The 14,099-nt window shown below is 62.1% G+C and carries 9 protein-coding genes; 4 read left to right on the plus strand and 5 right to left on the minus strand.

All coding sequences use genetic code 11. The features are described 5' to 3' along the window. Positions 1–219 precede the first annotated feature (219 nt). Positions 220–1,971, plus strand: a complete 1,752-nt coding sequence (locus tag DM806_RS24540; RefSeq protein ID WP_372859752.1) for an FAD-dependent oxidoreductase — start codon at positions 220–222, stop codon at positions 1,969–1,971. Between the two features lie 64 nt (positions 1,972–2,035). Here DM806_RS24540 and DM806_RS24545 read toward each other — a convergent pair whose 3' ends face one another. The 3 genes from DM806_RS24545 to DM806_RS24555 form a co-directional block, all read right to left on the minus strand. Continuing rightward, positions 2,036–3,658, minus strand: a complete 1,623-nt coding sequence (locus DM806_RS24545) for a thiamine pyrophosphate-binding protein (RefSeq protein WP_179045774.1) — start codon at positions 3,656–3,658, stop codon at positions 2,036–2,038. A 93-nt stretch (positions 3,659–3,751) separates the two neighbouring features. Further along, positions 3,752–6,019: an arylsulfatase gene (locus tag DM806_RS24550; protein WP_256869478.1), complete on the minus strand. Its 2,268-nt coding sequence runs from the start codon at positions 6,017–6,019 to the stop codon at positions 3,752–3,754. A 556-nt stretch (positions 6,020–6,575) separates the two neighbouring features. Next, entirely contained in the window at positions 6,576–6,980 is a 405-nt protein-coding gene (locus DM806_RS24555) for a MerR family transcriptional regulator (protein WP_179045775.1), read from the minus strand. Between the two features lie 65 nt (positions 6,981–7,045). On the opposite strand from DM806_RS24555, the gene DM806_RS24560 reads away from it, so the two are divergent. After that, entirely contained in the window at positions 7,046–7,702 is a 657-nt protein-coding gene (locus tag DM806_RS24560; protein WP_179045776.1) for a cation transporter, read from the plus strand. Positions 7,703–8,266: 564 nt separating this feature from the next. Here the strand turns inward: DM806_RS24560 and DM806_RS24565 are convergent. Both DM806_RS24565 and DM806_RS24570 read right to left on the minus strand, forming a co-directional pair. Next, positions 8,267–8,458, minus strand: a complete 192-nt coding sequence (locus tag DM806_RS24565) for a hypothetical protein (RefSeq protein WP_179045777.1) — start codon at positions 8,456–8,458, stop codon at positions 8,267–8,269. A gap of 164 nt (positions 8,459–8,622) precedes the next feature. Beyond that, on the minus strand, positions 8,623–9,696 hold the full coding sequence (locus DM806_RS24570; RefSeq protein ID WP_179045778.1) for a LacI family DNA-binding transcriptional regulator: 1,074 nt from the start codon (positions 9,694–9,696) through the stop codon (positions 8,623–8,625). 255 nt (positions 9,697–9,951) lie between these two features. On the opposite strand from DM806_RS24570, the gene DM806_RS24575 reads away from it, so the two are divergent. Beyond that, positions 9,952–12,327: a TonB-dependent receptor gene (locus DM806_RS24575; protein WP_179045779.1), complete on the plus strand. Its 2,376-nt coding sequence runs from the start codon at positions 9,952–9,954 to the stop codon at positions 12,325–12,327. 62 nt (positions 12,328–12,389) lie between these two features. Beyond that, positions 12,390–14,096 carry an arylsulfatase gene (locus tag DM806_RS24580; protein WP_179045780.1) on the plus strand — a complete coding sequence of 569 codons (1,707 nt, stop codon included), beginning with the start codon at positions 12,390–12,392 and terminating at the stop codon, positions 14,094–14,096. The last annotated feature ends 3 nt before the right edge of the window (positions 14,097–14,099 follow it).

A 14,099-nucleotide genomic window follows, 5' to 3' on the forward strand; every position in this document is an offset into this window, starting at 1 on the left:
CATTCTTTGCTTGATCCGATCATGCCACCTCACCTGCAAATTTACAAGCCATGTGGACTTTTTTATTTCCGACCACACCCATCTTTATTGCGCGTGTTAAATTTTGCGCGAGCCATTGCATCCGTGGCGATCAGGGCATATTCAAGCCATGTGACCTGTTTTAGCAGGCGGCCTAGCCGCGCCTCGGCCGGCCGATGCGTGATCGACAAGGAGAGTGGCGTGACAGGCAAGGCGGACCAGATGGGCGGCGATCTCGCCTGCGATGTGCTGGTGATCGGCAGCGGCGGCGGCGCGCTGACCGCGGCGATCACCGCGCGCAAGGCGGGCATGAACGTGATCGTGGCGGAAAAGCAGGACGTATTCGGCGGCACCACGGCGACATCGGGCGGCATGCTCTGGATTCCCGGCAACCATCATTCGCCCGCCATCGAACAAAGGCTGGGCGAACCCGACAGTCTGGAAAAGGTGCGCACTTACATATTGGAGGAGGCGGGCAATTATGCCGAAATCGACCGGATCGACGCCTTCCTGAAATATGGCCCGGAAATGATCGCGTTTCTGGAAAGGGAAACCCACGTCAAGTTCAACGGGATGGAATATCCCGATTATTATTTCAAGAATCCGAACGCAGCGAAAACCCGTTCGCTGATCGCGGCGGAATATGACGCCAAGAAGCTAGGCAAGCATTTCAAGCAGCTGAAACGCCAGCTGCCGCAACTGCTGTTTCTGGGTTTCGCGATCGGGTCATCCGTCGAAATGCAGCAATTCTTCAAGGCCGGCCGTTCGCCCAAGGCGTTCATCGCCGTGGCGGGCAAGATGGCGCTGCACCTTGTCCATACTGCCATCTACGGCGGCGCACGGCGCGTGGTGCGCGGCGGCGCGCTGATCACGCGGCTGGCCCAGAGTTGTTTCGAACTCGACATACCGATCCTGCTCAACGCCCCGGCGAAAAGCCTGATCAAGGAAGGCGACGTCGTGCGCGGCGCCATGGTCGACGGTCCGAACGGGCCACGCCGGATCATGGCGAAACATGCCGTGATTCTGGGCAGCGGAGGCTTTCCCTATGACAATAAGCGGCGTGGCGAAGCCTATCCTTCCAACGCCTTCGACGGCACGCCCCGGTCGGTCGCCAATCCGGGCAACACCGGCGATGGCGCGCGCATGGCGGAGGGCGTGGGCGGCGTGTTCGGCAATGACGTGTCGAATGCCGGGGCCTGGATGCCGACGTCGGTCCAGCCCGATATCGCCGGGCCGAAGGGCGTATGGCCGCATCTGGTCGACCGGCTGAAACCCGGCTTCATCTGCGTCACGCGCCATGGCAAGCGGTTCGGCAATGAAAGCTGCGCCTACTCCAGCTTCGTGCCCCAGATCATCGAAGCGACGCGGGGCGACGCATTCGGCTTTTGCTGGCTGATCGGAGATAAGGCAGCGATCGACAAATGGGGCATGGGCCGCGTCCGTCCCAAGCCGATGCCGCGCCAACATTATATCAAGTCCGGCTATCTGGTAGAGGCGCCGACCATCGCCGCACTGGCGCAGAAGATCGACGTCGATCCCACTGCTCTGGTCGATACGGTGCAACGGTTCAACGGCTTCGCCAAGCAGGGCATCGACCCGGACTTCCAGCGCGGCGCCGACGATTACGACGCCTATCAGGGCGATGACGAGAGTAAATGGCCCAACCCCTGCCTTGGGCCGCTGGAAAAGGGCCCTTATTATGCGATCAAGATGTTCGCGGGCGAAATCGGCACCTTTGCCGGGATCAACGTGGACAAATATGCCCGCGTGATCGATCAGGCGGGTCAGCCCATCCAAGGGCTTTACGCGGTGGGCAACGACCAGAAGAATGTATTCGGCGGCTCCTATCCCGGCGCTGGCGCGACCTTAGGGCCCAGCCTCACCTTCGGCTATGTCGCGGGCCTGCATGTCAGCAACCAGATCAAGGAAGAGCAGCAGCGCAGCGCTGCCTGAACGGACGCAAAAAGGGGGGAGCGCGCGAGCACTCCCCCCTTTCGCATGATCTTCGCCGGTGCCTTTACGGCAAGGGCGGCATGGCGTCGGGATCGAACTTCATGTCGATCAGGATCGGGCGGTCACGCGCTTCAATGGCGGCAATCGCGCGCTTCAGATCGCCGAAGGTCGTAACGGAAAAGCCCTGACCGCCCAGCGCGTCGGCCACCTTCGCAAAATCGGGCCATTCGAACACCGACAATTCTGGGTCCATATTTTTGTTACGGAACTGAATATGTTCCGCGCCATAGGCGCCGTCGTTGCAGATGACCGTGACGACGTCCAACTTGTGACGCACCGCCGTATTGAATTCGGCAAGGCCACCCAGCACGAAGCCGCCATCGCCGGTGACATGCAGGACCGGCGCATCGGGGCGGGCCAGCGCCGCGCCGATGGCATGGCCCATGCCAAGGCCGATCGATCCGAAAGCCAGCGTGATCAGGAACTGGCGCGGATCGGGCACGCGCAAATTCTTCCACGGCTCCGTCAGGAAGCGGCCGCCATCGGTCACAACGGTGCGATCGCGTGGGAAGGCGCGCTCCAGCAGCCAGATCGCGCGCGGCATGTCTACCGGCTCGTCGGGTGACGGTTCGGCCATGCCGTCCCAGGGCGATGCAGCCGCGAGCGTCGCGGCCAGCGTCTCGTCACGCGCTTTCGCGCCATCGATCTCCGCCGCGTCCAGCCATTGCACGAACAGGTCGGCGGTACGCGCCACATCACCCAGCACGCCGACGTCGGGTGTCATATAGCGGCCGAACTGCGCCGGGTCATGATCGACCTGCACGAACCGCTTGCCCTTCGCGAAGGCGCCATGGGACAGGGTATAGGGCGTCAGGCTGGCGCCGAAGGCGATGATGCAGTCCGCCTCGACCAGCCTGTCGATGACGGCCGGCTGGCTCAGCGTGCCGCAAATGCCAAGGTCGAAATCTTCACCCCGGAACAGGTCCTTGGCCTGAAGCGTGGTCGCCATGGGCGCCTCGATCCGCCGGGCGAAGCGCAGCACCGCCGCTCGCGCCTCCGGGCTGATCGCGCCTCGACCGGCCAGCACTACGGGACGACGCGCGGCGGCGATGATGCCGATGGCGTTGTCCAGATCCTCGCTCTCAGGCACGGTAAAGCGCGTATCCACCGGCTTCCAGGGCGCCTTCTCATAGCCGGTGTCCAGCCATTGATACTCCACCGGAATGTTCAGCACGATCGGCCGTCTTTCGACAAAGGCGCGGCGGATGCAGGTCGCGACATCCTGCGCGATGGTTGCGGGTGCGCGCAACTGCTCAAAGCCCGCCCCTGTCGCGACGATATGATCGCGCTGGGGCGTGTTCTGGAAATTCTCGCGATCCGCAACCGCCGTATCCCCGATTAGGAGCAGCATCGGAACCCGCGCCTTCACCCCATGGACCAATGCCGTCAGCGTATTGGTGACGGCGGCGCCATGCGTGACCGATGCGACGCCCAGACCATCCTTCACATTGCTATACCCCAGCGCCATCAGCGTGGCGCCCGCCTCATTCGCGCTGGAGATGAACCGTCCGCCGCAATCGCGCACGAAAGAGTCGACCATGTAAAGATTGGCATCGCCGATCAGGCCGAACAGCACCTCCACGCCATTGTCGCGGAGCGCCTGCGCTATGGCCGCATGCACCTTCATAACTCATCCTCACTTTTCGTCGTTGGTTAGGGAAGGAGCGCGTCACCCGAATGCATCGGAACACCCCCTTCCCGCTCACTTCAAATGGCCCGCTCACTTCAAATGGATTTTCACCTGACTGATTTTGCCCGTAAATTCTGCGGGCGACTGATAATCGGGCAGCACCGGCGACGTGGTGTCCGCCCCGACGTCCAACCCTTCGGTATGGGACAGCCAACGCGGCATGGTCTGGACGATGCGTCCCTGCGCCATCTGCTTGCCGTCGGCCGATATAGTCGCCACCCCGCCCTTGCCATTGCCGCCGCCATCATATTGGAAATCGACGACGACATGATGTTTGCCGGGCGTCAGCGCCTCGGTGGATCGCACCACCGACACATGCGGTGGCACCGCGTTGTGACCGAATATCAGCCGCCCCTCGACCATGGCGAAGCTGTAGCCGCTATATTTGCCCCCCTGCGCAATGATCGCGCCGGTGCCGCCATAGGCGGGAACGGTGATGTCCGCCTCGATCGTGAAGGACCGGTTGACGATGGGCGGCGCGGTGTTCAGCCCCACGCGGCGCACGCGAGAGCGATACAGAAACTCGGTCCGCCCCTCGGCCAGCGAGGGCCGCCCCTCCATGCCGAAGCCCGCGATGCTGTTGTGGATCGGCAGAATCTGGTTCTCAGCCGCCCGCTTCCAGAACAGATCCTGCATCGCGGCCAGACGCTGCGGTTCCTTGGCGGCCAGATCATTCGCTTCCGAATAATCCTTTGCGACATTGTAGAGTTCCCATTTACGCTGGTCGGCGGTCAGGTTGATGACCTTGCCTGTTTCCCACGCATGCCGGGCCGGAGTGGACCCGGCGAACCAGCCATCCTTGTAGATGCCGAAGTTCATCAGCATTTCCATCACCTGCTCCGTGCGGTGCGGCGGCGCCTTGGGCTGGGTGAAGGTATAGGCCATGGAAATGCCATCGATCCGTTGCTGCTTCACGCCCTCGAACTCGGCGGGGGGCGTGACCTTCGCCGCGTCCAATATGGTCGGCATGATGTCTGACACGAAGTGGAATTGCGACCGCACGGCGCTGCCCTGCTGGATATGGCCGGGCCACGACATGACAAGGCCGTTGCGCGTACCGCCGAAATGGGACGCCACCTGCTTGTACCATTGGAACGGGCTATTCATCGCCCATGCCCATGGTGCGGGCATATGGGCGTAGAGATCGCGTGTGCCGATCTTGTCGATGTTCGCCATTTTGAGTTCCATCGGCTCGGGCGTCCGGGCCAGCCAACTCTGCTCATAGAGCAGACCGTCCAACGACCCCTCCGCGCTCGCGCCATTGTCGCCCTGAATGTAGATGATCAGGGTGTTTTCATACTGACCCGTGTCCTTCAGATGCTGGATCACGCGGCCGATCTGATGGTCGGAAAAGGCCAGTGTAGCGGCATAGGCCTCCATATGCCGGGCATAAAGCCGCTTCTGATCCACGCTCAGCCCATCCCATGCCGGAATGGCTTGCGGCCGGGGCGTCAGCTTCGCATCGGCGGGGATGATGCCCATCTTCTTCTGCCGGGCGAATATCTCCTCGCGCAGCCTGTCCCAGCCGCCGTCATATTTGCCCCGGAATTTTTCGAGCCACTCTTTGGGCGCCTGATGCGGCGTGTGCGCAGCGCCGGGCGCATAGTAGACGAAAAATGGCTTGTCGGGCGCCAGCGACTCCTTCTGGTCGATCCAGCCGATGGCGTCGTTGGCAAGGTCTTCGTCCAGGATATAGTCGGTTCGTCCGGTGCCGGGATCGACCGGGGTGGTGTTGCGGATCATCGCGGGCACGAACTGGTCGGCATCGGCATTGAGGAAGCCGTAGAAATATTCGAAGCCAAGGCCCGTGGGCCAACGGTCGAACGGACCGACCGGACTCTGCTCCCAATCGGGGGTGATATGCGCCTTGCCGAACATCGCCGTGCTGTACCCGCCCGCGCGCAACAACTGGGCCACGGTCGCCGCCGATTTGGGGATGATAGAGGTGTAGCCGGGATAGGAAGTGGAATTATTGGTCACTTCGCCCATCCCCACCATATGGGGATTGCGCCCGGTCAGCAGAGCGGCGCGCGTGGGCGAGCAGAGCGCCGTGGTGTTGAACTGATTATAACGCGCACCACTTTTCGCCAGACTGTCGAAGGCCGGGGTCGGCACTGCTCCGCCAAAGGTGCTGGATCCGCCAAAGCCAACATCATCCGTCATGATCAGTAGGACATTAGGCGCGCCCTTCGCCGCCTGGGGCAGACTGGGCCATGCAGGCGGCGGCGCCCCCGCTTCCGGCGAATGAGCGGTGATCAAGGCCGAAGCGCCCTGCGCCTGCGCGTTGGGAAGGACCATTGGCGCCATCATCGCCATACAAGCGGCACCCCACAGTAGAGCTTTCTTCACCCACACCCCTCCTATCGATCCGTATTGCCATCAAAGTATCACGCGTTATACATAAAGCAATATGGTGTTTGACGCGCCTTACGGAGTTTGAGGGGCAGATACGCGCGAAGACCTGATTTCTCGAATGCCATGCTTTGGAAAATTGCTGTGTCGCTTTGCGTGCGACGCCGGTCTTTTGAAGGCGGAAAACCCCAAAAACGAACGGTCAGGGAACTGACACATGCCGTGGTTGCCTGGAAACTTTGGTCAACCTAACTTTGGCACTCGCCGCCAGAAGATTCTTCTTCACAATATCAATAAATGGCGGCTGCAGGCTGCACCATTGGAGCTTTACATGTCAGGATTGGCGCGGAACAGCCATTTCCGTCGTCGGTCCTTGTCGGTCGCTCAACCGCCATTTTTGATGCTCAGGTTCAGACCGATCGCTTTTCTTTGTGTCGCCGGCAAAACTGGTGAGGAAGGGATTGGCAGTTACTACCCCCAGAAGGGCGGAACAGCGGCATTCTCAGGTTGGCTGTGCCGGCCCAAGCGCTTCGATGATACGGCAATCGGCAACGATGCCGCCATCGCAGGAATCGATCGCCGCCTTGAGCTCCTTGCGAAGCGCGGCAAGGTCGGCCAGCTTGCGGTCCACTTCCAGCAGATGCTCCCTGGCGATCCTGTCGATACCGGCGCAATCGCAGCTGCGATCGCCCGAGATGCTCAGCAGCGCTCGAATCTGATCGAGCGAAAAGCCGAGGTCGCGAGCCCGACGGATGAAGGACAGTCGGCCAAGTTCCGCCTGCCCATAGTCCCGATAATTGCTCGTTGTGCGTGCCGGTCTGGGCAGCAGACCGATCTTCTCATAATAGCGGATCGTCTCGATCTTCGTGGCCGTCGCCTTTCCCATGTCGCCGATCGTGAATGCCATGCTCTTGACCCTGTAGTTGCTACAGGGCCTATATAGCCGGTCATCACCGAGAACAGGAGATGCATATGGCCGGCGGATGCTGTGGCGGATCACAGGACGACACGGAAAAGCTGAACGACGCGGCTTGGCGGCGCGTGCTGTGGATCGCGCTCGTCATCAATGCGGTCATGTTCGGCGTGGAGATTGTCGCCGGTGTCACCGCCGGATCCGCTTCGCTCAAGGCCGATGCGCTCGACTTTCTGGGCGATGCCGCCAATTATGCGATCAGCCTCGGCGTCGCAGGCATGGCGCTGGTGTGGCGAGCGCGGGCTGCGCTGGCCAAAGGCGTGTCGATCCTGCTTTTCGGCCTGTGGGTGCTGGGCAACACCGTCTGGATGGTGGCGCAGGGCGCTGTTCCTGCCGCCAAGACCATGGGCATCGTGGGCGTGATCGCGCTGGTCGCCAACCTCGTCTGTGCCGCGATGCTCTGGCGCCACCGCGCAGGTGACGCCAACCGGCGCTCCGTATGGATATGCTCGCGCAACGATGCGATCGGCAACATCGCCGTTGTCGCCGCCGCGCTGGGCGTGTTCGGCTCCGGCACGGGTTGGCCGGACATCGCAGTCGCGGCGATCATGGCCGCTCTGGCCTTGTCGGGCGGGTGGCAGATCATCCGTCAGGCCGGTGGCGAACTGAGAAGCGCGCCTATTCTCCACCGAAGCGGGTCCACCCCCCTCCGTTGAGGACCAAGCCATCGGTCGGTGCCCAGGCATCGACCGTCCATGCACCCGTCGCAGCCCGGCGCGGCAGGAGCAGCGGATCATATTTCGTTTGCCGCACATAGAGCAGGTTCTCAGCATTGAGGAACAGGCTCACCTTGCCCACCACCAATTTGCCCATCGCCCCCAGTTGGACATAGGGCCTGCTTCGCGTCCGATAGGGATTGTCATCCAGCGACTGCAACTATTGGGTATGGTCTATGCTGGACGCAAACAGGTTCGCCTCGAAATGCCCTTTGGCATAGCCAAAATCGATCGAGCCGCTGTTGGCTATCTCCTTGAGCTTCCCATAGGGAAGCAGGCGCGCGAAGCCGTCGGCCTCCGCTTCCTCAACAAAGGGCGCCGGCGCATAGAATCCGCGCCCCAGCGAAGCGCGGATCGTCCAGGGACCGAGCCGATCGAGCGCGGAAAACCGCGGGCTGATATGCGAGCCATAGTCGCTATGGGCGTCAGCGCAGACCGCCAGCCAGCGTCAGCCTGTCGGCCAGGTCCTGCTTGCCCTACACGAACAAGGCAGGCACGGTTTGACTATAGTCGAAGGCTGAAAGTGCTTTTGGAGCGATAGTCGTCCAGCTGGATGGCAGCCCCCGCCAACCATGTCGTCGCGTCATTCTTGCCGCCGATCGACACCTCGACGAAAGCGGTGCGGTGACGGTCATTCTCCACCGCCTCGCCAAAGACATAGCGATGCGACTGCATCTCGAGACGCAGGGCTACCACCAGGCTTTGCTGAGAGTAAGGCTGGCCGATCGGAAACAGGCAGTTTCAACTAACGAACCCGAGATGGTTGTCGTTCAGGTCAGGCGTGACTTACTGCCCTATGCGAAATCCTCACTGACAGCCAAAAGGCTTGCCCGCAAAAATCGGGCCTACACGCGGCCACGTCACATATTTTGTGCAGCGAGACTCTTATGACTACCAGTCGAACTGACGGACTCTCGCAGAACAAGTTGATGCTCAAGATATCTTACCGTCGGAAAAGGTCGGACGTTCTTTTCCTTGGCAAGCGCGATAGCCAGCATGGCTGCTTCACTAGAAATCTGCTTGCCCGGATGCTTGACAGTTGTAAGCGACGGCCAAATCTTAACCGCGATCGGCGTGTCGTCAAAGCCCACCACCGACAGGTCACGCGGCACATCCAGCCCGCGCCGATGCGCCATTGAGACGATCGCGGCGGCCATATCGTCATTGCTGGCGAAAATAGCGGTCGGCCGGTCAGGCAGGTTCAGCAGCGCCGCGCCCGCGACCAGCCCCGATTCGAAACTCATGTCGCCAGTTGCGATCAACTCCGGCCGGACTGACAAGCCCGCATCTCGCAGCGCCGCCTGATAGCCTTCGCAGCGCGTGCGGTGGATCAGATGACCGGCGCCGCCGCGAATGAAGCCGATATCCCGATGCCCCAAGCCGATCAGATAGGCCGTCATGTCGCGCGCCGCGCCATAATCGTCGATCCGCACGCAATGATCGCCCGGCAGCGCATCGCCCGGCGACAGCGCCACCACTGGTACCGGGAAGTCGCGGGTCAGGCCGTGGCGATTGGCAACCTCGCAATAGGGTGGCACGATCAGGATGCCGTGCGCGCCATTTTCTACCAGTCCCTGCATCTGCTGCTCGATTTCCTTCGGATCGCCGCTTTCCAGCGGACGCAGCAACAATTGCGCGCCGAGCCGACTGGTCGCATCCAGCGCGCCAACCAATATGGAACTGAGAAACGCATTTTCGATATTGCGGTATAACAGGCCGATCCGCGTCACGCTGGCACTGGCCAGCGAGCGCGCTGCCATGTTGGGCACATAGTTGAGTTCGCGCACCGCCGCCATGACCGCGTCGCGCGTGCTTTGTCGCACTTTTGGACTATTGTTGAGGACGTTGGACACGGTCATGGCCGACACCCCGGCATGGTCTGCGACCGTCTGAATGGTGATGGCCTGGCTGGCACGACGCCCCGAACGGGCCATGATGGACGACTCCCTGACAGGCGCACCCCGCGCCTTCGCCTGTTTAACGCTATATCGCCGGCGGTTGCAAATGGCGGGCACTGCCCCTGTGGCAAAGAATCCGCGACTTTCAAGAAAAATGTAGCGCTAAAATATTGCTATTGACATCATCGCTGCAAGAGAAGATTTAGCGCTACAACCAAGCGGCCAAACCGCTGGTGGGTATTGAGTTTGCACGACCGCGCGTCAGGACAGCCGCGGATTAGGGGAGGATATATGCGTTTTTCCAAGACCATGACGATGCGCCGCGCCGCGGTGTCCGCACTCAGCCTGGGCATCGCCCTGATGCCTGCAACTGCAATGGCGCAGGATAGCGCGCCTCAGCCACCGCAGGATGGCACCGACATTGTCGTCACCGCGCAGAAGCGTGCAGAGCGCCTTCAGGACGTGCCGCTGGCCGTGACCGCCGTGGGCGCCGATACGCTAGCCAACCGCCAGATCAACGATAGCAGTTCACTGGTGCAGGCCGTCCCCTCGCTGACCTTCCAGCAGGGCGCCACCCCTACCAACAGCAGCTTCCGCATCCGCGGCATCGGCACCGCCCTGTTCGGTCAGGGCGTCGAATCCTCCGTTTCGACCGTGGTTGACGGCGTCGTTGCCGTGCGCCAGACTCAGGGCTTCACCGACCTTGCCGATATCGAGCGCGTCGAAGTGCTACGCGGGCCGCAAGGCACGCTGTTCGGCAAGAACGCCACCGCCGGCGTGGTCAACGTCACCACCGCCCGCCCCTCGCGCGATTTCGAGGGCAAGGCCGAAGCGACCATCGCCGAACATGGCGAATATCGCGCCCGCGGCACCGTATCCGGCCCGATCAGCGACACGCTCCGCGCCCGCGTCACCGGCTTTTACAACGACGTGCGCGGCGTCGCCCGCAACATCGCCACCAACAGCTGGGACAATGGCTCGAAGAGCTGGGGCGTGCGCGGCAAGCTGGAATGGGATGCGACCGACAATCTGAACCTGCTGCTCTCGGCCGAATATCGCAAGAGCAATGCCGATTGCTGCGCCTCGACCTGGATCGCGATCACCAACCCGAACCTGCAAACGTTGGTTGGCCCGATCGATGCGACCCGCGAAAACCGCACGCTCAATGACGAAACCGTGACCCGCTCGGACAGCAAGCAGCAGACCTATTCGTTGCAGGCCGACTGGGATCTGGGCGGCGCGACGATCACCTCGATCACAGCCTATCAGAAATATTATCTGGACGTGAACCAGCCGATCGAGCGCATCAACAGCGCCGTGCCACTGTTCGTCGGCAGCAACGCAACTTATTCCTATTTCAGCCAGAATCATGGCATCGTGGACCTCAGCGCCTTCAGCCAGGAACTGCGCATCGCCAATAACGGCAACAGCGACCTCAACTATGTCGCCGGCGTCTTCTACATGCATTCGGATATCGAACGGCCGTTCGATCGCCGCCGCGCCCGCTGCACCGCCGGCACTTTCGGTGAGCCATGCGCCACCAGCAACATCATCTGGCAGTCGGCCAAGAGCGACATCCGCCTGAAACAGGACAGCATCGCCGCCTTCGGTCAGGTCGATTATCGCATCACCGGGGGCCTGAAAGCGATTGGCGGCCTGCGCGTACAATATGAAAAGGGCACCAACAGCGGCACCCGCACCGCGCCGATCGTCGCGGGTGACGTGATCTTTCCCGGCAATGCCTCGACCAGCGGATCCATCACGGCCAGCGACACCGCCGTCACCGGCAAGGCGGGTTTGCAATATGAGTTCAGCCGCAATGCGCAGGTCTATGGCAGCTATACCCGTGGCTATAAGGGGCTGGGTTACGAGATGGAAATCTCAGCCGACCTCGCCAACCAGCGCGTGCTGGAGCCCGAACATGTCAACGCCTATGAACTGGGCTTCAAGGGTCGCACCGCCGACGGCGTGTTGAGCGTCAGCACCGCCCTGTTCCTGGCCGACTACAGCAATCTTCAGGTGCAGGCGAACCGCTCCGACATTGCGTCGGGCGTGGTCCAGTTTGTGTCCACCAACGCCGGCAAGTCGCGCACCAAGGGCTTTGAAATCGAGGCCACCGTCCGTCCCGACGATCATTTCAGCCTAACCGGCGCCGTCACCTATTCGGACGCGAAGATCGATATCGACGGCCTGAACTGCCCGCAGCAGATCGCCGCCACCGCGCCGATCATGTCGGGCACGCCGGTCAATGTCTGCTACCGCACGGCGGCCGGCGTCACGCCGACGCAGAATCTGCGCGGCGCCACCCTGCCGGTCAGCCCGAAGTGGAAGATCAGCATCGCGCCGCGTTATGAGGCGCAGATTCCGGGCACCGACTATGCCGGTTTCGCGCAGGTGGGCGTCAACTTCCAGAGCGCGATGAACTTCTCGGTCGAGCAGGACCCGCTGCTGGAACAGCCGGCCTATGCGCTGGTCGACGCCAGCATCGGCGTGAAGCAGATTGACGGTCGCTACAGCCTGACGCTGTTCGTCAAGAATCTGTTCGACGAAAACTATCTGACCAGCATCGGCCACACCTCGTTCCTGGGCGGCAATTATGATCTGGTCGGCACCTTCAACAAGGATGCGGACCGCTATTTCGGCGCCACGCTCGGCGTGAAGTTCTGATCGGTCGGGCGCGGCGGTTCCTTGCCGCCGCGCCTCTATTCTTCGGGGAGGGAGCAGGACGAATGGGCAAGCGTCTCTTGATGGCGGCCACCATGCTGACGGCGGCGATTGGCGTCTCCGGTGCGCACGCAGCACCAAAGCTTGCCGCACCGGTCAAACCCAATATCGTACTCATCGTCCTAGATGATGTCGGCTTTTCGGACCTTGGCGCTTTCGGCTCCGAAATTCGCACCCCCAATATCGACGCGCTGGCCGCCGGCGGGCTGCGCTATAATCGCTTCGACAGCAAAGCGATCTGCACCGCCACACGCGCGGCGCTGCTGACCGGGCGCAATCACCAGACGGTGCGGATGGCGGACCTGCCGACCAACCAGCGCACCAATGATATGAGCCGCGACCGTGGCGAACTGCCCACCAACGCCCAGATGCTGCCGCAGGCGCTGAAAGCCGCAGGATATCGCACCTATGGTGTGGGTAAATGGCATCTCGGCCCGGAATTTGAGGACGGCACGCCCGGCAACAATGCGTCTTGGCCGCTCCAGCGCGGCTTCGACCGTTTCTATGGCTTCTACAGCGGCTGGACCGACCAATATCATCCCGACCTGATCGACGGAAACAAGGCGCTGCCCAAGCCCGACAAGCCGGGCTATCATTTCTCCGCCGACATGGCCGACCATGCCATCGCCGACATAGACGATGCGGCGGGCAAGCCTTTCTTCCTCTATTTCGCGATGGGCGCGGGCCATGCCCCGTTACAGGTGCCCCGCGCCTATATCGACCATTATCGCGAGACATATGCAAAGGGTTGGGACGCGCTGCGCGCCGAGCGCTTCGAACGGATGCAGAAAGCCGGCATCATCCCCACCAGCGCCGTCAACACGATCCGCGCCGCCGGCGACCGCGCCTGGGACCAGTTGAGCGCCGATGAGCAGGCCGTCTTCGCCCGTTACATGGCAACCTATGCCGGCTTTCTCGAACATGCCGACGCACAGATCGGCCGGGTCGTCCAGCGGCTCAAGGACAGCGGCCAATATGACAACAGCATCATCCTGTTGATCTCCGACAATGGCGCCGCATCAGAAGCCGGTCAGGAGGGCAGCTTCGAAAAGATGTACCGTCCCAACAAACTGAGCTTCGCCGAGCAGCGGGCGCGCATCGACGATATCGGCACCGACAAGCTGCAACCCGAATATCCCCGCCCCTGGGCCTGGGCCGGCGGCACCCCGTTCCGCCGCTACAAGGTGTGGCCCTATGCCGGTGGCGTCCGCACCCCGATGATCCTCTCCTGGCCGGCGGTCATCAGGGACAAGGGCGCAGTGCGTACGCAGATGGTCGACCCGATCGACCTGGCCCCCACCCTGCTGGACGCGGCTGGCACCGGCTTTGCCCGGACGGTGAATGGCGTGGTGCAGGTGCCCGTCGCCGGCCGCTCCATCCGCGCCACATTCAACAATCCGCAAGCCGCCACGCGTCCGGTCCAATATTTCGAACTGCGCGGCCAGCGTGCCATCACCGCGGGCCACTGGCGCGCGGTCGCGATGCACAAATATGGTACCGACTTCGCCAAGGACCGGTGGGAATTGTTCGACCTGTCGAAGGACTTTTCCGAAAGCACTGACCTTGCCGCCAGCAATCCCGCCAAGCTGGCGGAGATGAAGGCGCTCTGGTGGCGGGAAGCCCGCAAATACAGCACCCCTGCCTTGGCCGAGCCGCCCGAAATCTTCGCCAAGCGCGCCCGCTACGACGACGCCTTCACCGATCCGAAATGAGCA

The organism is Sphingobium lactosutens, from assembly GCF_013393185.1.
GTDB lineage: Bacteria > Pseudomonadota > Alphaproteobacteria > Sphingomonadales > Sphingomonadaceae > Sphingobium > Sphingobium lactosutens_A.